We start from the raw sequence: 20,335 nt of genomic DNA, 5'->3' as shown, positions 1-20,335 counted from the left end.
AATGGCGAACTACACCGCTGCCGACGTCAAGCGACTTCGGGAGCTGACCGGCGCTGGAATGATGGACTGCAAGAACGCGCTGGCCGAGTCCGACGGTGACTTCGACAAGGCCGTCGAGGTGCTCCGCATCAAGGGCGCCAAGGACGTCGGCAAGCGCGCTGAGCGTGCCACCGCCGAGGGCCTGGTTGCGGCCAAGGACGGCGCGCTCATCGAGCTGAACTCCGAGACCGACTTCGTCGCGAAGAACGCCGAATTCCAGGGCGTCGCCGATCAGATCGTCACCGCTGCGGCGGCCGCCAAGGCCACCGACGTTGCCGAGCTGCAGGCCGCCAAGGTCGGCGACTCGACCGTCGAGCAGGTCATCGCCGAGCTGAGTGCGAAGATCGGCGAGAAGCTCGTGCTTCGCCGTGCCGCGTACTTCGACGGCCAGGTCGAGACCTACCTGCACAAGCGCTCGGCCGACCTGCCGCCCGCGGTGGGCGTGCTGGTCGAGTACCAGGGCGACTCCAAGGAGGCGGCGCACGCCGTCGCTCTGCAGATCGCCGCGCTGAAGGCCAAGTACCTGACGCGTGACGAGGTGCCCGAGGAGCTGGTGGCCAACGAGCGCCGCATCGCCGAGGAGACCGCCCGCAACGAGGGCAAGCCCGAGCAGGCGCTGCAGAAGATCATCGAGGGTCGCCTCACCGGCTTCTTCAAGGACGTCGTGCTGCTCGACCAGCCGTCGGTGTCCGACAGCAAGAAGTCCGTCAAGGCGCTGCTCGACGACGCCGGCGTGACCGTGACGCGGTTCGTCCGCTTCGAGGTCGGCCAGGCCTAGCGCTACACGCACGAAGGACCCCGCACCCCTACCTGGGGTGCGGGGTCTTCTCGTTCGCGGGGTTCTCCTGGCGCCGAACTGGAGCGTAGCGTCGCGCCGTCGGTCGTCCGGGCGACGTGACGCTCCAGTTCGACGGCACCGCGGTACGGGTTGGTACCGTCAGCGCATGGATACCGCCAGGACAGTTTCCGCGTTCGCCGACGACGCGCTCGGTGACCTCGACGCCGTGGGCGTCGTCGAAGCACTCGCCGCGGGACGGGTGTCGCGCGCCGAGGTGATCGACGCGGCGATCGCGCGCACGGAGAAGGTGAATCCGGCGCTCAACGGCCTGGCGTACGAGGCGTTCGACCGTGCGCGAGCCCGCGCCGCGGCACCGCATCGCTTCGGGGGCGCGTTCGACGGGGTGCCGACGTTCGTCAAGGACAACGTCGACGTGGCAGGCATGCCGACGATGGACGGCACGGACGCCTGGGATCCGCGTCCGGCCAAGGTCGACGGCGACTTCGCGCGGGCCTACCTCTCCACGGGCCTCATCCCGCTGGGCAAGACCCAGCTGTCGGAGTTCGGGTTCAGTGCCTCGGCCGAGCATCCGCGGATCGGGCCGGTCCGCAATCCGTGGGACACCGAGCGCACCGCCGGCGCCTCGTCGTCGGGGTCCGGCGCGTTCGTCGCCGCAGGCGTGGTCCCGATCGCGCACGCGAACGACGGTGGTGGCTCGATCCGGATTCCGGCCGCGTGCAACGGTTTGGTGGGGCTCAAGCCGACCCGCGGTCGGCTGCCGCTGGACGCCGACATGCGCGAGATGCCGATCAGGATCGTCGCCAACGGCGTCGTGACGCGGTCGGTGCGCGACACGGCGGCGTTCTACCGCAACGTCGAGACCGTCTGGCGCAACCCGAAGTTGCCGCCCATCGGTGACGTCACCGGGCCCGGCAGCAGACGTCTGCGAGTCGCGGTCTACACCAAGTCGGTGCTCCGCGAGGCCGGCCCGGAGATCCGTGATCGGACGCTCGACACCGGGGCGCTGCTCGAGCGCCTCGGACATCGCGTCGAGTACCTGGACGTGCCGCCGGTGCCGGAGTCGTTCATCGACGACTTCCTGCTGTACTGGTCGCTGCTCGCGTTCGCCCTCGTGCGCAGTGGCCGCAAGCGGTTCGGACCGTCGTTCGATCGGACGAAGCTCGACAACCTCACGCTCGGTCTGGAGCGGCACGCCGGGCGCAACCTGCACCGGCTACCGCTGACCATCGCCCGGCTCTCCACCATCCGCAGGCGCATGCAGCGCCACCTCGCGGCCTATGACGTGCTGCTGACGCCCACGCTGGCCGAGGAGACCCCGCGGATCGGTCACCTCGACCCGACCGCGGACTACGACCAGATCATCTCGCGACTGGTCGAGTGGGTAGCGTTCACTCCACTGCAGAACGTCACCGGCGATCCGGCGATCTCGCTTCCGCTCGCGCAGTCCGCCTCGGGCCTGCCGGTCGGAATGATGTTCAGCGCGCGGGCGGGGCGTGAGGCCGTGCTGCTCGAACTGGCCTACGAGTTGGAGGCCGCGGCACCGTGGCCGCGGCTGCGGATTCCTTCGAGCTAATTCCTAGCTCCAGAACATGATTCGGGTTACGGCGCCGCGGGGTCGACGAATTTCGTTGGTGCACCGAAATCCCTCGGTAACGCGGGGGCATGGTCGTTAACCTTGACGACACCGTAAATAGCTACCCGCGAAACGTGTTGCTCCCAACATCTCTCGTGTGGAGACATCTGCGACCACCACCGCTCGACCACCGGAGATCGCCACCTCGGCATCGGGAAGCACGTTCATGTGCCTCGTCCGATTCGCGCTGGCGAACATCCGTCGTCGACCCGAGCGGTTCGTGCTGTCGGTGCTGGGCATCGCACTGGCGATCGCGTGCGTGACGATCGTCCGGACCATCTCGGCGAGTTTCGCCATCACTGGGGCGGATTCGGTCACCGACGTCCTCGACGGCGCCCAACTGTGGGCGGTGCCCGCGGCCGGAGTGCAGTACGACCCGGAGTTCGAGGCGCTGATCGCGGGCGGAGAGACACCGGCGATTACCGTGCCCGACGGCTGGCGCGCGGTGCGCACCCTGTCGGGAGTGACGGACGTCGACGGCGCCCGGGTGTCCGTGCGCGGGCGGGACGACATCCCCTCGGGCCAGGCGATTCTCGGCTCGCCCCTCGCCGAACGGCTGGGCGTGGCGCGCGGTGACTCCATCGTCGTCGGCGGCCAACCGCTCGAAGCGCAGGTCGCCGGGGAGGGGCAGAGCGTCACCGTCGCGTCGGCCCTGGCGCAGAGCGTCGTCGGCACCAACGGCTGGTGGACGGTGTTCGCGCCGCCAGAGGAGGAGCAGCGCCGTGACCTCGCGCAGCGATTCGGTGCTGCGGTCGATCTGCCCGCCACCGCCGACCCGTCGGTGACACCGGATCCGTCGGGAGCCGGGCTGATCTACGACACCGTCGGCGGCTCCGGGCCGCTGACGTTCGAGCAGAAGTTCTCGGCGCTGTTCTCCGGCAAGGTGACCAGCTCGACGCTCGGGCTCATCTCGATGATCGGCCTCGGGCTGGGCTTCGTGATCGCACTGTCGTCGTTCCTCGCGGCCGTCGCCGAGCGCAAGCGCGAGTTCGGCATCATGTCGAGCATCGGTCTGGCCGACGAGGTCCTTTACTTCTTCCTCGTGGAGTCGGCCATCGTGTTCGTCGTCGCCTACCTGGTCGGCGTGTTGGGTGCGGGAGCCGCTGTGGCACTGGTCATCCCGAGCATCGCCACTCCGTTGGCCTGGGCCCAGGCGGCGGGCATGGTGGCGGCGTTCCTGCCCGCGATGGCAATCGTTGGAGCGTTGGTGCCGGTGCACAAGCTGTTGCAACAGAAGCCGGTCGATCTCCTGGGTGACCGATGAGCGCTCGCGCGAAGAGGATCGGGCCGGCGATGAGCGCTCGCGCGAAGAGAATGGGACATAGATAGAAATGCTGAGCAAGGGACTGGCGTACGGCTGGCTGTCCGCGCGTCGCCGCATCGGTGAGATGGTGCTGCCGGTGATCACGACCGCGACGGGCGCGTTCCTGGTGGTCATCGTGTTCGGCATGGCCGACGGCATCAGGGCGCAGTCGGCGTCACTCGGCCATGCCGACGAGATCGGACGCGCCGTGATGCTGATCGCGGTCACCGTGCTGCTGGTCGGCGTCGTCGAGGTGGCGGTCGCAACCACGCGCACCGTCGCTCACCGCACCAAGGAACTCGGTGTGTTGGGCGCCAACGGAATTCCGCGCAAGCCGGTGATCGCCGCGCTGCTCGTGGAGCCGATGGTCGCCGCGGTGCTGGGCGCCGTCGCCGGTGCCGCGCTGGCTGCCGTGATCGGTCTCGCGCTCGGCGCGCTCGGTCTGGTCGCCACCGGAGTCTCGACGGTGGGGCTGTTGGCCGGCGCCGGCATCGCCGTCGTGGTGAGCATCGCTGCCGCGATCGCCACCAGCATCCTGCCCACCTGGACCGCAGCGTCGCGGCCGCCCATCCGCTCACTGTCCACGGGAGGCTGACATGACCACCATCGACGACGCAGGCGAGATCACCGAGGTCGCCACTCCGGCGCCGGCATTCGTGGCGGACCCTGGCGCGGCACCCGTCATCGAGGTCTCCGACGTGTGGAAGCTGCACAAGTTGGGCGACGAGGTCGTCAAGGCCCTCGTCGCCGCCGAGCTGACCGTCATGCCAGGCGAATTCGTCTGCCTGATGGGTCCCAGCGGCAGCGGCAAGTCCACCCTGCTCAACATCATCGGCGGCCTCGACCGTCCGACCAAGGGCGTGGTGAAGGTCGGTGGCCGCGACACCGCGCAACTGTCGGAGAGTCAGTTCGCCGCGCTCCGCCACGACACGATCGGGTTCATCTTCCAGAGCTACAACCTGATCCCGTTCCTCTCGGCGGTCGAGAACGTGGAACTGCCACTGATGTTCGAACCATTCGACCGCAAGGCACTGCGCAAGCGAGCGACCGAGTTGCTCGAACTCGTCGGCCTCGGTCACCGGGTGAACCACCAGCCGACCAAGATGTCCGGTGGTGAGCAGCAGCGCACCGCGATCGCGCGGTCGCTGATCAGCAACCCGACGCTCGTCCTGGCCGACGAACCGACCGCCAACCTCGATCACCGGACCGGCGAGACGGTGGTCCGCATGCTGCGCGAGCTGTGCTCCACGCTCGGCGTCACGGTAGTCGCCAGCACCCACGATCCCACGGTGGCCGACGAAGCGAGCCGTGTCGTCCGCATGAGAGACGGACAGATCGTCACCTGACCAGCACGTCACCCTAGCCGTTGGATCCCTCTGAAAGAGAACGCATGACACAGAACATCGAGGCGTCACCGCCTTCCACACCCGGCCCCGGCTCGTCCGCCGAGCGCGACAAACTCATGACCACCGAACTCGTCCCCGAGCAGATCCTGCCCAAGGTCATGAGCACGTTCGGCCTCACCGCCGCCTACGTGTTCATCATCTGCTGGGTCACCGGGTCGTCGATCATGGCCGCGGGCGGCTGGACCGCGATCCCCATGTGGGTGCTCGGCATCCTCACGTTCCTCATCCCCGCAGGCATGGCCGTCGTCGAACTGGGCAACCTCTGGCCCGGCCAGGGCGGCGTCTACATCTGGGCCTACCGGACGATGGGTGAAACCTGGGGGTTCATCGGCGGTTACCTGTCCTGGGTGCCGGTCATCCTCAACGCCGCGTCGTCGCCTGCCGTCGTACTGCAGTTCCTGCTGCTGGCCTTCCACACCGAACTCGGTCTGACCACCAGCATCATCCTGCAGCTGGTCATCCTGTGGACGGTGATCGGTCTGGCGCTGGCGAAGCTGTCGGCGAACCAGAAGATCATGAACGTCGTCTTCGTCGTCTACGGCGTCCTGACGCTGACGATCTTCGTCTGCGGGCTGCTGTTCGCGGTCGAGAACGGGTCGGCCACGCCGTTCAGCTGGGCCGAGGCGACCATCCCGAACTTCGCCGTCGCCGGGTTCCTCTACGGCACCGTGCTGCTGTACCTGCTCGGTGTGGAGACGCCCTACAACATGGGTGCGGAGTTCCTGTCGGTGCGCAGGAGTGGGCCGCGCATGATCCTCTGGGGCTCTACCGCTCTGGTGGCGATCTACCTGCTGACGACGCTGGGCACGATGATGGCGCTACCCGGTGACGAGATCGACCCGGTGACCGGCATCATCGGCATGCTCGACGTAGCCGGCTTCCCCGGGCTCATGGAGGTCTCGGCGGTGATCCTCGCCGGCATCATCATCGTGGCGTTGATGACCTACCAGGTCGCCTACTCTCGACTGATCTTCGTCTCCGGCCTGGAGCGGCACCTCCCGCGCATCTTCACCCACCTGAATCCGCGCACCCGTAACCCGGTGTCGGCCATCCTGATTCAGGGTGTGATCTCCTCGCTGATCCTGGTGGGCCTGTACTCGCAGAGCAGCATGGCCAACGTGACGATCTACCTGCAGGGCGGCCTGAGCACGGTGTGGCTGCTGTCCGGGTTCTTCTTCCTGATCCCGGTGATCGTCGCCCGCAAGAAGTACGCCGATCGCTACGACACCGAGAAGTTCTGGCGCATCCCCGGCGGCATGGTCGGCGTCTGGACCGTGGTCATCGTCGGATCGATCGGCACCATCGGCGGCATCTACTACTCGTTCGTCACCCCCTGGATCGACGTGCCGCAATCCACGTGGATGACGTGGGTCGGCGGAATCAGCCTGGGCATGTTCGCCCTCGGCCTGGTGGTCTACGTATTCGGCCGCCGGTCGGCACACAAGGTAAGTCAAGAAGACGCGCTGGCGCACCTGGCGGTCTTCGACCTCAACAAGGACGCGAAGTCCGACACGGAAGCGGTGTAACGCATGACGATGGAAGACACGGTTGCCACTTCAGCCGGCGAGGCGACGACGCGGTATCCGCTGGACCCGCTGAACGGTGCGGAGATCGAGGCCGCGGCGTCGATCATCATGGCCTCCGAATACGGCACGGCCACGCTGAAGTTCGTGATGATCCAGCTGGCGGAGCCGTCGAAGAACGCGGGGCTGACGTTCGAGGGCGTGCTCGACGTGCCGCGGTGCGCCTTCGCCAGCATGTACGACGCGGCCGCGAAGATGATCTACGAGGCGGTCGTCGACCTCGGCGCGCGGGTCATCGAGTCGTGGAAGGCGGTGCCCGGGCGCTTCCCCTCCTACCTGGTCGAGCACATGACCGGCGTGGAGGAGAAGGTCCGCGAAGACCCGCGGTGGCAGGAGGCGATGCGCAAGCGTGGCGTCACCGACTTCAGCCTCGCGATGATCGACCCCTGGCCCGCAGGCTATTACGGCGCCCAGGACCACTACGAGAACGCGCCGCTGCTGTGCCGACCGCTGACGTTCATGCGCTCCGCACCGTCTGAGCACGGGTACGCCCGTCCGGTGGAGGGTCTGATCGTCACCTTCGACCTCGACCAGATGAAGGTCGTCGACATCGAGGACCACGGCGTGGTGCCGCTGCCCCCGACGGCGGGCAACTACTCCGAGCAGTTCATGTTCGACCCGAACAACCGGCCGGCGTTCACCGAGTTCCGGTCCGACGTCAAGCCGATCGAGATCACCCAGCCCGAAGGCCCCAGCTTCACCGTCGACGGGTGGAAGGTGCAGTGGCAGAAATGGTCCCTGCGCATCGGGTTCAACCCGCGCGAGGGCATCACCCTGCACGAGATCACCTACACCGACCGCGGCGAGGTGCGGCCCATCATGTACCGCGGTTCGCTGTCGGAGATGGTGGTGCCGTACGGGGACACGTCGCCCACGCACTGGAACAAGAACGTGTTCGACATGGGCGAGGTCGGCATGGGGTTCTCGGCCAACCCGCTGACGCTGGGCTGCGACTGCCTCGGCGAGATCCACTACTTCGACGGCACGGTCAACGACTCGAGCGGCAACGCGGTGGTGATCCCCAACGCCATCTGCATGCACGAGGAGGACTTCGGAATCTCCTGGAAGCACACCGACTTCCGCACCGAGGAAGTCGAGGTGCGGCGGTCGCGCAGGCTGGTCATCTCGATGATCTGCACCGTCGGCAACTACGAATACGGCTTCTTCTGGTACCTGTACAACGATGCCTCGATCGAGGTCGAGGTGAAGCTGTCCGGCGTGCTGACCACCGGTGCCGTCGCCGAGGGTGAGGTGCCGCGCTGGGGCAAGATGGTGGCACCGGGCATCTACGGCCCGAATCACCAGCACTTCTTCAACTTCCGGCTCGACATGAGCGTCGACGGTGCGAGCAACAGTGTGTACGAGGTGGATTCGGTTCCCGAGCCGGATCCGGAGCTGAACCCGTACCACAACGCCTGGATCACCAAGGACACGCTGGTGGCGTCCGAGGCCGAGGGCGCGCGCGACTGGGACTGGAAGACCGGCCGCTACTGGAAGATCGCCAACCCGTCGAAGCAGAACGAACTCGGTGCGCCGGTCGCATACAAGCTGGTGCCGAAGGACATCGTTCCGGTAATGGTGCAGGAGGGCTCCTACATCTACGACCGGGCACGCTTCGTCCAGCACAACCTCTGGGTCACCAAGTACGACCCCGCGGAGATGTTCGCCGCGGGCGACTACATGTACCAGTCGAACGACGCGCAAGGGTTGCCGGAGTTCATCGCCGACGACGCTCCGCTCGAGGACACCGACGTCGTGCTCTGGTACACCCTGGGTGCACACCACGTGGTGCGGCCCGAGGACTGGCCCGTGATGCCCTGTGCCTACACGGGTTTCCACCTCAAGCCGGTCGGGTTCTTCGACGGCAACCCGGCGCTCGACCTGCCGCCGTCACCGCCGAAGGCGTGCCATGCCGCGGCGGGCCTGCCGGTCGCGGAGCGCGCCCGGGAGTCCTGACACCAGTTGGCCCTACGTCGGCGACCGCGAACCCGCGGTCGCCGACGTTGGTGTGCGGGATGATCGGGGCAGGCGCGAGCGTGCGCGAACTCGCGTTCCGTGGCGGCGTGTCGCCCGCAGACACGCACGCTCGCGGGAGAACGGTCAGGCCAGGTTGGCGAGCAGGCGGCGCAGGTGGTGTTGGTCCTTCTGGTCGAGGGGGGCCAGCACCTTGGCCTCCGCGTCGCGCACGCCCGCGTCGATGCTCGCCAACAGGGCGGTGCCGTCGCGGGACAGTTCGGCGGGCAGCGAGCGTCCCGACGACACGCTGGCGGGCCGGACCACGAGCCCGCGCTCCTGCAGGCTGCGGACCACGATGTTCATCGCCTGCGGGGAGACGTTGACGTCACGGGCCAGTTCGGCGTTCGACCGACCCGGCGAGTGCGACAGGATCCGCATGCAGACGTACTGCGGGAACGACAGGTCGATCGGGTCCAGCACCGCTGCCGTCACCTCGGTGCGCAGCGCCGTCGCCACCCTCGTCAACAGGTAGCCCAAGGGCTGACCCTCGTCCACTGTCATGTCAACCATGTTGACACATATCAACTACGTTGATAAACAGGAGCCATGACGCGACCGACAGACGAGATGTTCGACTCCGCCTACCGCGGTGAGGCCGACGTGGTGGGATTCGGCACCAAGCCGCCGTGGAGCATCGGCGAACCGCAGCCCGAGATCGCCGCACTGATCGACGCGGGCCGGTTCCACGGCGACGTGCTCGACGCCGGTTGTGGGGAGGCGGCGACGGCGCTCTACCTCGCCGAGCGTGGCGTCACGGCCGTCGGCCTGGACCAATCCGAGACCGCGATCGAACTCGCCCGCGCCGAAGCCGAGCGCCGCGGCCTGTCCAACGTCACCTTCGACGTCGCCGACATCAGCGACTTCACCGGATACGACGGCCGCTTCGGCACGATCGTCGACAGCACTCTCTTTCACTCGATGCCCGTCGAACTGCGGGACGGGTACCAGCAGTCGATCGTCCGCGCCGCAGCACCGGGAGCGTCGTACTTCGTGTTGGTCTTCGACGCCACCACGATGCCCGCGGGCACCGTCAACGCGGTCACCGAGCCCGAACTGCGCGCCGCCGTCGCGCCGTACTGGACCATCGACGAGATCCGACCTGCGCGCATCCACGTCCAGGTCGCCGCGAGCTACACCGGCTTCAAGGAGTTCGCCGGCGAGAGCCTCGAGGACCTGGGCAACGGCCGCATGACGGTCGGTGCGTGGCTGCTGTCCGCCCACCTGGCCTGACGAGCGCTCTCGCGAGGAACCGACCGGCGCCGACGAGCGTGCGCGAACTCGGGTTCGGACCCGGCGTGTCGCCCGCAGACACGCACGCTCACGGGGAAAGTGCATCGACCCGTTGGCGCCCCTGATCCTGTCGTTTGGCAGGATTGGGGGCGCTGTCGTGCGGGAATCTCCTCCGATGGCGACGAGGTGCGGACCCGAAGGAGTCAGATGGCGGAGACGGTCCTGGCAGCCGACCCGGACGAGCAGTCCGGGTACTCGCGCGTCCTGCTCAAGCTGGGCGGCGAGATGTTCGGCGGCGGGCAGGTGGGTCTCGACCCCGACGTCGTCGCGCTGGTCGCCCGCCAGATCGCCGAGGTCGTCCGCACCGGCGTGCAGGTGGCCGTCGTCATCGGTGGCGGCAACTTCTTCCGCGGCGCGCAGTTGCAGCAGCGCGGGATGGAGCGCAGCCGGTCGGACTACATGGGCATGCTCGGCACGGTGATGAACAGCCTTGCGCTGCAGGACTTCCTGCAGAAGGAGGGCATCGACACCCGCGTGCAGACCGCGATCACCATGGGCCAGGTCGCCGAGCCCTACATTCCCGGACGCGCCCGCAGGCACCTCGAGAAGGGCCGCGTGGTCATCTTCGGCGCGGGCATGGGCCTGCCCTACTTCTCGACCGACACCACCGCGGCCCAACGGGCGCTGGAGATCGGCGCCGACGTCGTCCTGATGGCCAAGGCCGTCGACGGCGTGTTCACCGCCGACCCGCGCACCGACCCGGATGCGACGCTCCTGACCGCCATCACGCACCGCGAGGTCATCGACCGTGGACTCCAGGTCGCCGACTCCACGGCGTTCAGCCTCTGCATGGACAACCGCATGCCCATCCTCGTGTTCAACCTCCTGACCGACGGAAATATCGCTCGCGCGGTCGCAGGTGAGAAGATCGGAACACTGGTCACCACCTGACCGGGCACCGCACCGGTACGGGTTCGAGATGAGGCGGCGCAGATGAGAAGCGATATGAGGCAGATGCAGTGATCGACGAAACGCTCTTCGACGCCGAGGAGAAGATGGAGAAGGCGGTGTCGGTGGCGCGCGACGACCTCGCAGCCATTCGCACCGGCCGAGCCAATCCCGGCATGTTCAACCGCATCAACATCGACTACTACGGTGCGATGACACCCATCACGCAGCTCTCGAGCGTCAACGTGCCCGAGGCGCGCATGGTGGTCATCAAGCCCTACGAGGCGACGATGCTCCGTCAGATCGAGGACGCCATCCGCAACTCGGATCTGGGCGTCAACCCGAGCAACGACGGCAACATCATCCGCATCTCGATCCCTCAGCTCACCGAGGAGCGCAGGCGCGACCTGGTGAAGCAGGCCAAGTCCAAGGGCGAGGACGCGAAGGTGTCGGTGCGCAACGTCCGTCGCAAGGCGATGGAGGAGCTGGCCAGGATCAAGAAGGACGGCGAAGCCGGCGAGGACGAGGTCAGCCGCGCCGAGAAGGAGCTCGACAAGAGCACCTCCACCTACACGAGTCAGATCGACGACCTGGTCAAGCACAAAGAAGGCGAGCTGCTGGAGGTCTAGGTCGCACCAGACCCGACCTCTCAGCGATCAGCACGGTGGCCGATACCGACACCGCTCCCGCCGGGGAGCCCAAGAAGTCCTCGCGGGCCGGGCGCGACCTCCCCGCCGCCATCGGGGTGGGGGCGTTCCTGGGGTTCAGCGTCATCGCGATCCTGTTGTTCGCGCCGCGCGTGTGGGTCGCCGTCGTGGCGGTGGCCATGGTGGTCGCAACGCTGGAGGTGACGCGCAGGCTCACCGAGGGCGGCTACTCCATACCGTTGCTCCCGCTGCTGGTCGGCGGGCAGGCGATGATCTGGCTGACGTGGCCGTACGGCGCGGCCGGAGCGCTCGGTGCCTTCGGCGGAACCGTCGTCACCTGCCTGATCTGGCGGTTGCTGAGCGGCGGGCTGAAGACGCCGCCGGTCAACTACCTGCGCGACGTCGCGGTGACGGTCTTCCTGGCGACGTGGATACCGCTCTTCGGCGCCTTCGGCGTGCTGCTGGTCTATCCCGACGACGGGGCCGGCCGGGTGTTCTGCCTCATGCTCGGCGTCGTGTTCTCCGACATCGGCGGCTACACCGCGGGCGTCCTGTTCGGCAAGCACCCCATGGCACCGGCCATCAGCCCGAAGAAGTCCTGGGAGGGTCTAGCCGGCTCACTGGTGTTCGGCATCGCGGTGTCCGTGCTGGCGGTCGAGTTCCTGCTCGAGAAGCCGTGGTGGGTCGGCATTCCGCTCGGCATCATGCTGGTGATCACCGGAACGCTCGGCGACCTGATCGAGTCGCAGGTCAAGCGCGATCTCGGCATCAAGGACATGGGCACGCTGCTACCGGGTCACGGCGGGCTGATGGACCGCCTCGACAGCGTCCTCCCGTCGGCCGTCGCGACCTGGATCGTCCTGACGCTGCTCGCCTGACTTCGTGGCTGCCGACCTGCCGTTCAGCCAGCACGCCAGCGCCCCGAGGGCCAATCCGACGCCGATGCCCAGGTCGACGCGCTCGCCCAGCATGAAGTAGGACAGCACGCCGGCGACTGCGGGGATGACGCAGAACAGCATCGAGACCGCGGACGCGCCGTGCAGGTTGATGGCCCGCACGTACAGCGACACCCCGAGCACCGCGTTCAGCAGGACAACGCCTGCCACCGCAAACGCCGCCTTGGTGGCGTCGTGCACCTCGAACGGCGTGACCAGCGCGAGGATGCCGGCGGGCACGAACGCGACCGCGTTCTGCACGGCCGTCGAGGCACGGAAGTCGACGTCGGCGCAGAACTTCTGCTGGTAGACCCCGCCCGCAGCGAGCCCGAGCAGTGCGACCATCAGCAGCAGCACGGCCGGGTCGAACCCACCCTCGGCGATCAGCCGACTCGCACACGCCGCCAGGACCGCGGCCACGCCCAGCACCAGTGCGACGATGCGCCCCGGGGTCAGCCGGTCGCGCAGGAACGCCGCGGCGAGCAGCGCCGTGGCGACCGGGTTCATCGCGATGAGCACCGCGCACAGCACGGCCGGCGCACCGTTCTGGATGGCGAAGTACAGCGCGCAGAACTGCACGGCCTGCATCAGGAGTCCGGTGACCAGGACGTGGCCGAGCTTGCGGCCGCGCGGCAGCGGCACCCGGGCGATGACGGCCCACAGCCCGAGGATCAGCCCGGCAAGGCCGAACCGAAACACCAGCACGGCCATCGGCGACATCGCGTGCACGGCCATGTTGCCGATGGGGTAGCCCAGGGCGTAGGTGACGGTCACGATCGCGGCAGTGCGCAGCGGCATGCGAGTGGGAGTCACCCGTCCATGGTTCGCCCGATGGTGTGTCCGGGTCCAACGAATATCGGCGATCATGACTGATCGCGATCCGTGATCGGTGAATGTCTGACGTGCGCCAGATCACGGCCCGATCGCGTTTCTTTGATCGTTTCTACTGATCGGAGTACTTTGGGTCCATGTCCCAGGTGCTCGACATCGCCCCGCTGCGCAGCGTCGCAGCGGTGGCCGACTGTGGCGGATTTCACCGCGCCGCGGCGGTGCTGCACATCACGCAGTCGGCCGTGAGCCAGCACGTGCGCCGGGTCGAGGCGGTCGTCGGAGGTCCGGTCGTCGAGAGGTCCGGGCGCGGCGTCGCATTCACCGAACTCGGCCATCGCGTGCTGACCCACGCCCGCTCGATCCTCGCCGCGCACGACGCCGCACTCGCCGACCTCGGCGCGGCCGAGGAGCGGGTGCTGCTGATCGGCGCCACCGAACACGGCGCCGACGTCATGCTGCCCGGGCTCACGGCGGCACTGGGTCGGCGTCTACCCGACTGGCGGCTGCGGTTCCGGCTCGACCGCAACGTGATGCTCGCCGACGCCATCGAGCAGGGTGTCGTCGACCTGGCGGTCATGCTGGACGGCTCCGGCCTCGATCCCGCCAACGCGTCGGGCATGGTGGCACTGAAGTGGATCTCGGGGCGCAACTTCTCGGTGCCCGCCACCGAGCCGCTGCCGGTGGTGATGTTCTCCGAGCCGTGCACGCTGCGCGAACCGACCTTCGCCGCGCTCGACCGCTTGACGGTGCCGTACCGCATCGCCGCGGAGAGTTCCGATCTCTCCGGGCTCTTCGCTGCCGTGCGCTCGGGTCTCGGGGTGGCGCTGCTGCCGATGATCGGTCGGCTGCCGGACGGACTCTGCCTTGCCGAGGGGCTTCCACCCACCAGTCGCGCCTCGGTGTTCGTGCGCGGCCGTGCCGGCGTCGACGCCGACGTGCTGGCCGACGTGGACCGCGCCGTCCGCGACGTGCTGGCCCAACAGATCTGATACGGGGCGAAACATGAAGCAAGAGCTGATCTTCGAAGCACCGCGTCGCGGCCTGCCGCCGCGGCACTTCGCCGACCTCGACGACGACGCGCAGGCCGCGGCGGTGAAGGAACTCGGACTGCCCGGCTTCCGGGCCAAGCAGTTGGCCAACCAGTACTTCGGCAGGCTCATCGCCGATCCCCAGCAGATGACCGACCTCCCCGCGGCCGTCCGCGGCCAGGTGGCCGAGGCACTGTTCCCCGAGCTGCTGTCGGTGGTGCGGGCCATCCAGTGCGATGCGGGGGAGACGCGGAAGACGTTGTGGCGCGCGGGCGATGGCACCACCTTCGAGTCCGTGCTGATGCGCTACCCCGAACGCAGCACCGTGTGCATCTCGTCGCAGGCCGGCTGCGGCATGGCATGCCCGTTCTGCGCCACCGGCCAGGGCGGGCTGACCCGCAACCTGTCCACCGCGGAGATCCTGGAGCAGGTGCGCGCCGCCTCGGCGACGATGCGGGATGAGTTCGGCGGGCAGGAGCGCAGCGACTCGGGGAAGTTGTCGCGCGGCCGACTGTCGAACGTCGTGTTCATGGGCATGGGCGAGCCACTGGCGAACTACAACCGCGTACTCGCGGTGGTGCGGCGCATCATCGCGCCTGCGCCACACGGGTTCGGCATCTCGGCCCGCTCGGTGACGGTGTCGACGGTCGGGCTCGCCCCCGCCATCCGCAAGCTCGCCGACGAACGGCTCGGGGTCACGCTCGCGCTGTCCCTGCACGCACCCGACGACGAACTGCGCGACACCCTGGTGCCGGTCAACAACCGGTGGAAGGTCGGCGAAGCACTCGATGCCGCACGGTATTACGCCGACGTGACTGGGCGCCGAGTGTCGATCGAGTACGCACTGATACGCGACGTCAACGATCAGCCGTGGCGGGCCGACATGCTCGGCAGGAAGTTGCACGCCGCGCTGGGCCCGCTCGTGCACGTCAACCTGATCCCGCTCAACCCGACGCCGGGCAGCAAGTGGGACGCCAGCCCCAAGCCGGTCGAGCGGGAGTTCGTCCAGCGTGTCCGCGATCGCGGCGTGTCCTGCACCGTCCGCGACACCAGGGGGCAGGAGATCGCCGCGGCGTGCGGCCAGTTGGCCGCCGAAGGCTGACGAGCTACCCGGCACTCACTCCGGCATGCCGATCGTCTTGCCCTCCAGGTACTCCCGGTAACCCTCGTCGCCGTTGCGCCGGCCCAGGCCGCTCTGCTTGGTTCCGCCGAACGGGCTGGTGATGCCGAAGTGGCTCTTGCCGTTGATGGTGACGTTGCCGGTGCGCATGCGGGTGGCGACGGCGAACGCCCGGTCGACGTCGCCGCCGGACACCTCGCCCGACAGACCGTAGATCGAGTTGTTCGCGATCGCGATCGCGTCGTCGTCGGTGTCGTACGGCGTCACCGTCAGCACCGGGCCGAAGATCTCCTCCTGCGCGACCTGGGAGTCCGGGTCGACGTCGGCGAGCAGGGTCGGCTGGGTGTAGTAGCCGGTCGGCAGGTGCTCGGGGATGCCGCCGCCGGTGACCAGTCGGGCGCCGGAGTCGATGCCGGAGCGGATCAGCCCGAGCACCTTCTTGCGCTGGCCGTCGCTGATCTGCGGGCCCTGCATGTTGCCCGGATCCCACGGATCGCCGTACGGGAAGTTCTCCATACTGCTCTTCAGGATCTCGACCCCCTCGTCGTACCTGCTGCGCGGCAACAGGATTCGGCTCGGGAGGATGCAGGACTGGCCCGACATCACGCACGCCATCATCGCCGCCATGGGCAGCGCCGAGTTGAGGTCGGCGTCGTCGAGCACGATGTGGGCGGACTTGCCGCCGAGTTCGAGCAGCGTCTTCTTCACCGTCGGTGCGCCCGCGGCCAGGATCGCCCGGCCGGTGGCCGTCGACCCGGTGAAGGTGATCATGTCGACTCGCGGATCGGCCGACAGGGCAGCGCCGACCTCGTTGGCGTTCGACACCACGACGTTGAACACGCCGGCGGGAATGTCGGTCTCCTCGGCGACGATGCGGCCGTACTCGCTGCCCGACCACGGGGTGAGCTGCGCGGGCTTGAGCACCACGGTGTTGCCCGCCATCAGCGCGGGCACGGTCTCGGCGACGTTGAGGTAGAACGGCACGTTCCACGGGGTGATGGCCCCGACCACGCCGATCGGCTCGTAGTGGATCTTGCGTCGCGCCGGGCCCATCTGCGTGGGGTGCACGCCGGTGTCGACCAGGTACTCGAAGGCCTTGCCGTGCTCGGCCCAGTGCCTGACCTCGTCGATCGGGCTCTCGATCTGCGACCCCGTGACGGTCACCGGGCAACCGACCTCGGTGATGAGGATGCGGCGCAGTCGCTCCTTGTTGCGGTCGAACGCGTCGTGCAACTGGTGGAGGCAGTGGTAGCGGAAGTCGACGTCGCGCGACCAGTCCGACTCGTCGAACGCGCGTCGGGCAGCCGCGACGGCGCGCGACATGTCCTCGACGGTGCCGTCGGTGGCCTGGCCCGCGACCTGTTCGCTGGCGGGATGGATGACGTCGAACGTCGCGCCGCTGCTGGTGTGCTGCAGCTCCCCGTCGATCAGCATGCGCTGCTCGCCGGCCAGAACTCCGAATTCGGTCTCTACGGTCGTCATGTGGATAGCGTTACAAACTATCGGCGAAGTGTCAGGCGTTTGGCGGTGGCGATCAGTCGCCTGCGGGTGCCTTGATGCCCACCGCGTGCCGCAGCTGTGCCAGGAACTGGTCGTCGTCGTCACTGCGAACGATGTAGTGCGAGATCGCAACCCGAATGGCCGTCGCCGCCTTGACCGTGCGGTTCGGGCCCTGCAGCAGGCGTTCGAGCCTGGTCCGCATCACCGGGATCACCCGGTCGAGCTGCGCGATGACCACCTCGGGCTCGATGTCGATGACCCGAACACCGGAGTACGACTGCTGGTAGGACACGATGAACTGCAGCGCGGCGTCGAGCTTCTCGTTGCCGCGCAGGCCCGCGGTCGCCTTGCTGATGCCGGAGTCGAACATCTCGCGCTCGTACACGCCGAACGCCTGGAGCAGTTCCTCCTTGGAGGCGAACCAGCGGTAGAGGGTCGGGCGCGACACCCCGGCCTGCATCGCGACCTCGGAGAGGCTGAGCTTGGACTGGCCGCTGCGCGCCAGCACCTCGGTGGTGGCCGACAGGATCCGGCGGCGCGTCGAGGTGTCGTCGCCGAAGTCAGGGTGGGCCTGATCGGCGCTCATCGGCTCACCACTTCCAGCTCGGAACTTCCACGTTGCCCGCAGGGCGTCAACCTGCCCCGACGGTTACGAATGCTCCGATGATCGTAAGGTACGCGGTGGCCGCGAGGGCGCCAACGGCGTGATCGCCGGAGTGACTGGAGGATGACGGTGGCCGGACCGCTCGAAGGCACCAGGGTCGTCGAACTCGGCGTGTGGGTCGCCGCGCCCGCGGCGGGCGGCATCCTCGCCGACTGGGGCGCGGACGTGATCAAGATCGAACCGCCGCAGGGCGATCCGGCACGCACCTTCGGCCGGATGCTGCAGATCGAGTCCGGCGTCAACCCGCCGTTCGAGATGGACAACCGCTCCAAGCGCAGCATCGTCGCCGACCTGACCACCGCCGAGGGCAGGGGCGTGGCCCTCGACCTGCTCGCCGACGCCGACGTGTTCGTCACCAACGTCCGCCCTGGCGCCCTGACGCGCCTCGGCCTCGACTTCGCCACGCTCGCCGAGCGCAACCCCCGGCTGGTGTACGGGCTGATCACCGGGTACGGCGCCGACGGGCCCGACGCCGACCGCGCGGCCTACGACGTCGCGGCGTTCTGGGCCCGCTCGGGCATCGCCGACCTGCTGACCCGTCCCGGCGACGTGCCGCCGTTCCAGCGCGGCGGGATGGGCGACCACTCGGCGGGCATGACGCTCGCCGCCGCGGTGTGCGCCGCGCTGGTCGCGCGGCAGCGGACCGGGGAGGGGCAGCTGGTGTCGACGTCGCTGTACCGCCAGGGCGCCTACACCGTCAGCTTCGACCTCAACACCGTGCTGCTCACCGGCCAGCAGATCGCCGTCGGGCAGCGCGAGGCCATGGGCAACCCGTGCATGAACAACTACGCCACGGCCGACGGGCGACGGTTCTGGATCGTCGGGCTGCAGGGCGACCGGCACTGGCCGGCGCTGTGCCGCGCCGTCGGCCGGACCGGGTGGCTCGACGACCAGCGGTACGCGACCGCGCGGGCCAGGGCCGCCAACGCCGTGGAACTCATCGGCGAACTAGACGCCATCTTCGTCACCCGCCCGCTCGAAGAGTGGGCAGAGGTGTTCGCAGCCGAGCCGGACTTCTTCTGGTCACCGGTGAACTCGCCCGACGACGTGCTCGCCGACGACCAATTCCACGCCGCGGGCGGCGTCGTGTACGTGCCCGACACCGATGGCGCCCAGCCGATGATCGCCACGCCCGCCGACTTCCACGGCACGCCGTGGGAGCCGAGGTCGACGGCACCCACGCTCGGGCAGCACACCGAGGAGATCCTCGCCGAATTGGCCGAGCGGCGCCGTCGCGACTGAGTCACCCCTCGGCGCGCGGCGGCTTGATGCCCGCCGCGTGCCGCAACTGCGCGAGGAACTGGTCGGCGTCGTCACTGCGAACGAGGTAGTGCGCCATCGCCACCCGCGCCACCGTCGCGGCCGCGGTGGCGGCGTCGGGACCCGGGATGAGGCGCTCCAGGCGCTGACGCATCAGCGGAATGAACGCCGACAGTCGCGCGATGACGTGTTCTGGCTCGATGTCCACCATGCGCAGCCCGGGGTAGGACTGCTGATAGGCGACGATCGTGCGCAGCGTCGCGTCGAGTCGGTCGTAGCGGGCCAGCCCCGCGGACGCCTCGGCGACCGCCCGCTCGTAGTACTCCCGCTCCCAGACGACGAAGGCGTCGAGCAGATCCCGCTTGGATCCGAACCACCGGTACAGCGTGGGACGGGAGACGCCGGCCTGGTGCGCGACGTCCGACAGGCTCAGCTTGGTGGTGCCCCGGCGTCCGAGCACCTCGGCCGCGGCGTTGAGAATTCGCTCCCGGGTGGGGTTGTCGATCTCGGGCTCCGTGAGGTCGTCCACGGTGGCGGTGCCCTACCGGCCCGGCATCGGACGGACCAGCACTGACTGCTGGATGCCGCCGACCGCACCTTGGGCGTCGAACAGCGTGCCGAACGTCGTCCCGATGCCGTCCGGCCCGTAGCTCGTCTCGGCGCGGATGCCGATCCACTCCCCATCGGGCACGCGGTGCACGTGCACCACCAGGTCGGTGTTCATGAACGTCCACTGGCGGATGTCCAGTCGAGTGCCGATGCCATTCGCGTCGTCGGCCACGGTGAACAACCGCTGCAGTGGTGTCAGCGTCTCGCCCTGCACCAGGTCGACGGTGGGCCGCAGCCAGGACTCGCCGGGGCCTACCGCCAACGGCGTGGTGAGCCAACGCCAGTCGATGCTGTGCACGTAGTTGCGGTCCCAGTCCTTGGCCATGTCGCGGCTCGCCGCCTCGGCCAGCGGGCGCAGGGGCGCTGCCGCCGCGTGCTGCACGACCGAGGTGTCGAGCGTCGCCAGCCGCCATCCGCTGGCGCGGGCCACGGCCCGCGGCGAGCCGTCGGGACCCGCGGCCAGCAGCTCCGCGCCGACCAGTTCGATCTGCCTGCCGGGGCGTAGCACCCTGCTCTGGACCCACAGGTCACCGTCGGCGGGCACGCCGCCGAGCAGGTCGACCATCACCCGGCTCAACCTGGTGTCGGCGCGCGGCGCGCACCGCTCGAGCCCGCGGACCAGCAGCGCCGACACCGGCGCACCGTGCTGGATCGACGCCGACCACGTGCTGCGCACCAGATCGCTTGCGCGGAAACGCTCGCCGGTGTCGTCGGCGTCGATCATCTCGTAGTAGCAGTCGGACATCGCGATCCTCCGTCAGTGCTCGATGCTTCGGTGCTCGAT

Annotated in this window: 20 protein-coding genes; 14 read left to right on the top strand and 6 right to left on the bottom strand. The window is 68.4% G+C overall.

What is annotated here, in order from left to right:
* Position 1: 1 nt before the first annotated feature.
* From tsf to G6N61_RS08660, 7 genes are all read left to right on the top strand, one after another.
* A complete protein-coding gene (gene tsf, locus G6N61_RS08690; protein WP_163918155.1) occupies positions 2 to 817 on the top strand; it encodes a translation elongation factor Ts in 816 nt (271 codons plus the stop codon).
* Positions 818 to 983: 166 nt separating this feature from the next.
* Positions 984 to 2,411 (top strand): amidase, encoded by a 1,428-nt coding sequence (locus G6N61_RS08685; protein WP_163918154.1) that lies wholly within the window; start codon positions 984 to 986, stop codon positions 2,409 to 2,411.
* A gap of 157 nt (positions 2,412 to 2,568) precedes the next feature.
* Positions 2,569 to 3,735, top strand: a complete 1,167-nt coding sequence (locus G6N61_RS08680) for an ABC transporter permease (RefSeq protein WP_163918153.1) — start codon at positions 2,569 to 2,571, stop codon at positions 3,733 to 3,735.
* Positions 3,736 to 3,802: 67 nt separating this feature from the next.
* Positions 3,803 to 4,369: an FtsX-like permease family protein gene (locus tag G6N61_RS08675; RefSeq protein WP_163918152.1), complete on the top strand. Its 567-nt coding sequence runs from the start codon at positions 3,803 to 3,805 to the stop codon at positions 4,367 to 4,369.
* Position 4,370: 1 nt separating this feature from the next.
* Positions 4,371 to 5,120, top strand: a complete 750-nt coding sequence (locus G6N61_RS08670; protein ID WP_235887460.1) for an ABC transporter ATP-binding protein — start codon at positions 4,371 to 4,373, stop codon at positions 5,118 to 5,120.
* A gap of 44 nt (positions 5,121 to 5,164) precedes the next feature.
* On the top strand, positions 5,165 to 6,706 hold the full coding sequence (locus G6N61_RS08665) for an APC family permease (protein WP_163918151.1): 1,542 nt from the start codon (positions 5,165 to 5,167) through the stop codon (positions 6,704 to 6,706).
* Between the two features lie 3 nt (positions 6,707 to 6,709).
* Positions 6,710 to 8,719 (top strand): primary-amine oxidase, encoded by a 2,010-nt coding sequence (locus tag G6N61_RS08660; RefSeq protein WP_163918150.1) that lies wholly within the window; start codon positions 6,710 to 6,712, stop codon positions 8,717 to 8,719.
* Between the two features lie 144 nt (positions 8,720 to 8,863).
* Here G6N61_RS08660 and G6N61_RS08655 read toward each other — a convergent pair whose 3' ends face one another.
* Positions 8,864 to 9,289, bottom strand: a complete 426-nt coding sequence (locus tag G6N61_RS08655) for a MarR family winged helix-turn-helix transcriptional regulator (RefSeq protein WP_179973594.1) — start codon at positions 9,287 to 9,289, stop codon at positions 8,864 to 8,866.
* Positions 9,290 to 9,325: 36 nt separating this feature from the next.
* On the opposite strand from G6N61_RS08655, the gene G6N61_RS08650 reads away from it, so the two are divergent.
* The 4 genes from G6N61_RS08650 to G6N61_RS08635 all read left to right on the top strand — a co-directional run bounded on the left by G6N61_RS08650 (position 9,326) and on the right by G6N61_RS08635 (position 12,482).
* On the top strand, positions 9,326 to 10,009 hold the full coding sequence (locus G6N61_RS08650) for a class I SAM-dependent methyltransferase (protein WP_163918149.1): 684 nt from the start codon (positions 9,326 to 9,328) through the stop codon (positions 10,007 to 10,009).
* Between the two features lie 207 nt (positions 10,010 to 10,216).
* Positions 10,217 to 10,960, top strand: a complete 744-nt coding sequence (gene pyrH, locus G6N61_RS08645; RefSeq protein ID WP_163918148.1) for a UMP kinase — start codon at positions 10,217 to 10,219, stop codon at positions 10,958 to 10,960.
* Positions 10,961 to 11,028: 68 nt separating this feature from the next.
* On the top strand, positions 11,029 to 11,586 hold the full coding sequence (frr, locus tag G6N61_RS08640; RefSeq protein ID WP_163918147.1) for a ribosome recycling factor: 558 nt from the start codon (positions 11,029 to 11,031) through the stop codon (positions 11,584 to 11,586).
* A gap of 26 nt (positions 11,587 to 11,612) precedes the next feature.
* Positions 11,613 to 12,482 carry a phosphatidate cytidylyltransferase gene (locus G6N61_RS08635; RefSeq protein ID WP_163924693.1) on the top strand — a complete coding sequence of 290 codons (870 nt, stop codon included), beginning with the start codon at positions 11,613 to 11,615 and terminating at the stop codon, positions 12,480 to 12,482.
* Here the strand turns inward: G6N61_RS08635 and G6N61_RS08630 are convergent.
* On the bottom strand, positions 12,393 to 13,337 hold the full coding sequence (locus G6N61_RS08630; protein ID WP_163924694.1) for a DMT family transporter: 945 nt from the start codon (positions 13,335 to 13,337) through the stop codon (positions 12,393 to 12,395). The genes G6N61_RS08635 and G6N61_RS08630 overlap by 90 nt on opposite strands.
* 170 nt (positions 13,338 to 13,507) lie before the next feature.
* On the opposite strand from G6N61_RS08630, the gene G6N61_RS08625 reads away from it, so the two are divergent.
* Complete coding sequence (locus G6N61_RS08625) at positions 13,508 to 14,359, top strand: LysR family transcriptional regulator (RefSeq protein WP_163918146.1); 852 nt, start codon at positions 13,508 to 13,510, stop codon at positions 14,357 to 14,359.
* 13 nt (positions 14,360 to 14,372) lie between these two features.
* Positions 14,373 to 15,500 carry a dual-specificity RNA methyltransferase RlmN gene (gene rlmN / locus G6N61_RS08620; protein ID WP_163918145.1) on the top strand — a complete coding sequence of 376 codons (1,128 nt, stop codon included), beginning with the start codon at positions 14,373 to 14,375 and terminating at the stop codon, positions 15,498 to 15,500.
* 15 nt (positions 15,501 to 15,515) lie between these two features.
* Here the strand turns inward: rlmN and G6N61_RS08615 are convergent, their stop codons facing one another.
* Both G6N61_RS08615 and G6N61_RS08610 read right to left on the bottom strand, forming a co-directional pair.
* Positions 15,516 to 17,000, bottom strand: a complete 1,485-nt coding sequence (locus G6N61_RS08615; protein WP_163918144.1) for an aldehyde dehydrogenase family protein — start codon at positions 16,998 to 17,000, stop codon at positions 15,516 to 15,518.
* A gap of 52 nt (positions 17,001 to 17,052) precedes the next feature.
* A complete protein-coding gene (locus tag G6N61_RS08610; protein ID WP_163918143.1) occupies positions 17,053 to 17,604 on the bottom strand; it encodes a TetR/AcrR family transcriptional regulator in 552 nt (183 codons plus the stop codon).
* Between the two features lie 147 nt (positions 17,605 to 17,751).
* Here G6N61_RS08610 and G6N61_RS08605 point away from each other — a divergent pair, with 147 nt between their 5' ends.
* Entirely contained in the window at positions 17,752 to 18,924 is a 1,173-nt protein-coding gene (locus tag G6N61_RS08605) for a CaiB/BaiF CoA transferase family protein (protein ID WP_163918142.1), read from the top strand.
* Between the two features lies 1 nt (position 18,925).
* Here G6N61_RS08605 and G6N61_RS08600 read toward each other — a convergent pair whose 3' ends face one another.
* Positions 18,926 to 19,471, bottom strand: coding sequence for a TetR/AcrR family transcriptional regulator (locus G6N61_RS08600; protein ID WP_163918141.1), 546 nt, complete (start codon positions 19,469 to 19,471; stop codon positions 18,926 to 18,928).
* 12 nt (positions 19,472 to 19,483) lie between these two features.
* Entirely contained in the window at positions 19,484 to 20,296 is an 813-nt protein-coding gene (locus G6N61_RS08595; protein WP_163918140.1) for a thioesterase family protein, read from the bottom strand.
* Positions 20,297 to 20,335: the final 39 nt, after the last annotated feature.

Source organism: Mycolicibacterium arabiense, assembly GCF_010731815.2.
Lineage (GTDB): Bacteria > Actinomycetota > Actinomycetes > Mycobacteriales > Mycobacteriaceae > Mycobacterium > Mycobacterium arabiense.
This window is presented reverse-complemented; position numbering and strand designations above follow the sequence as displayed.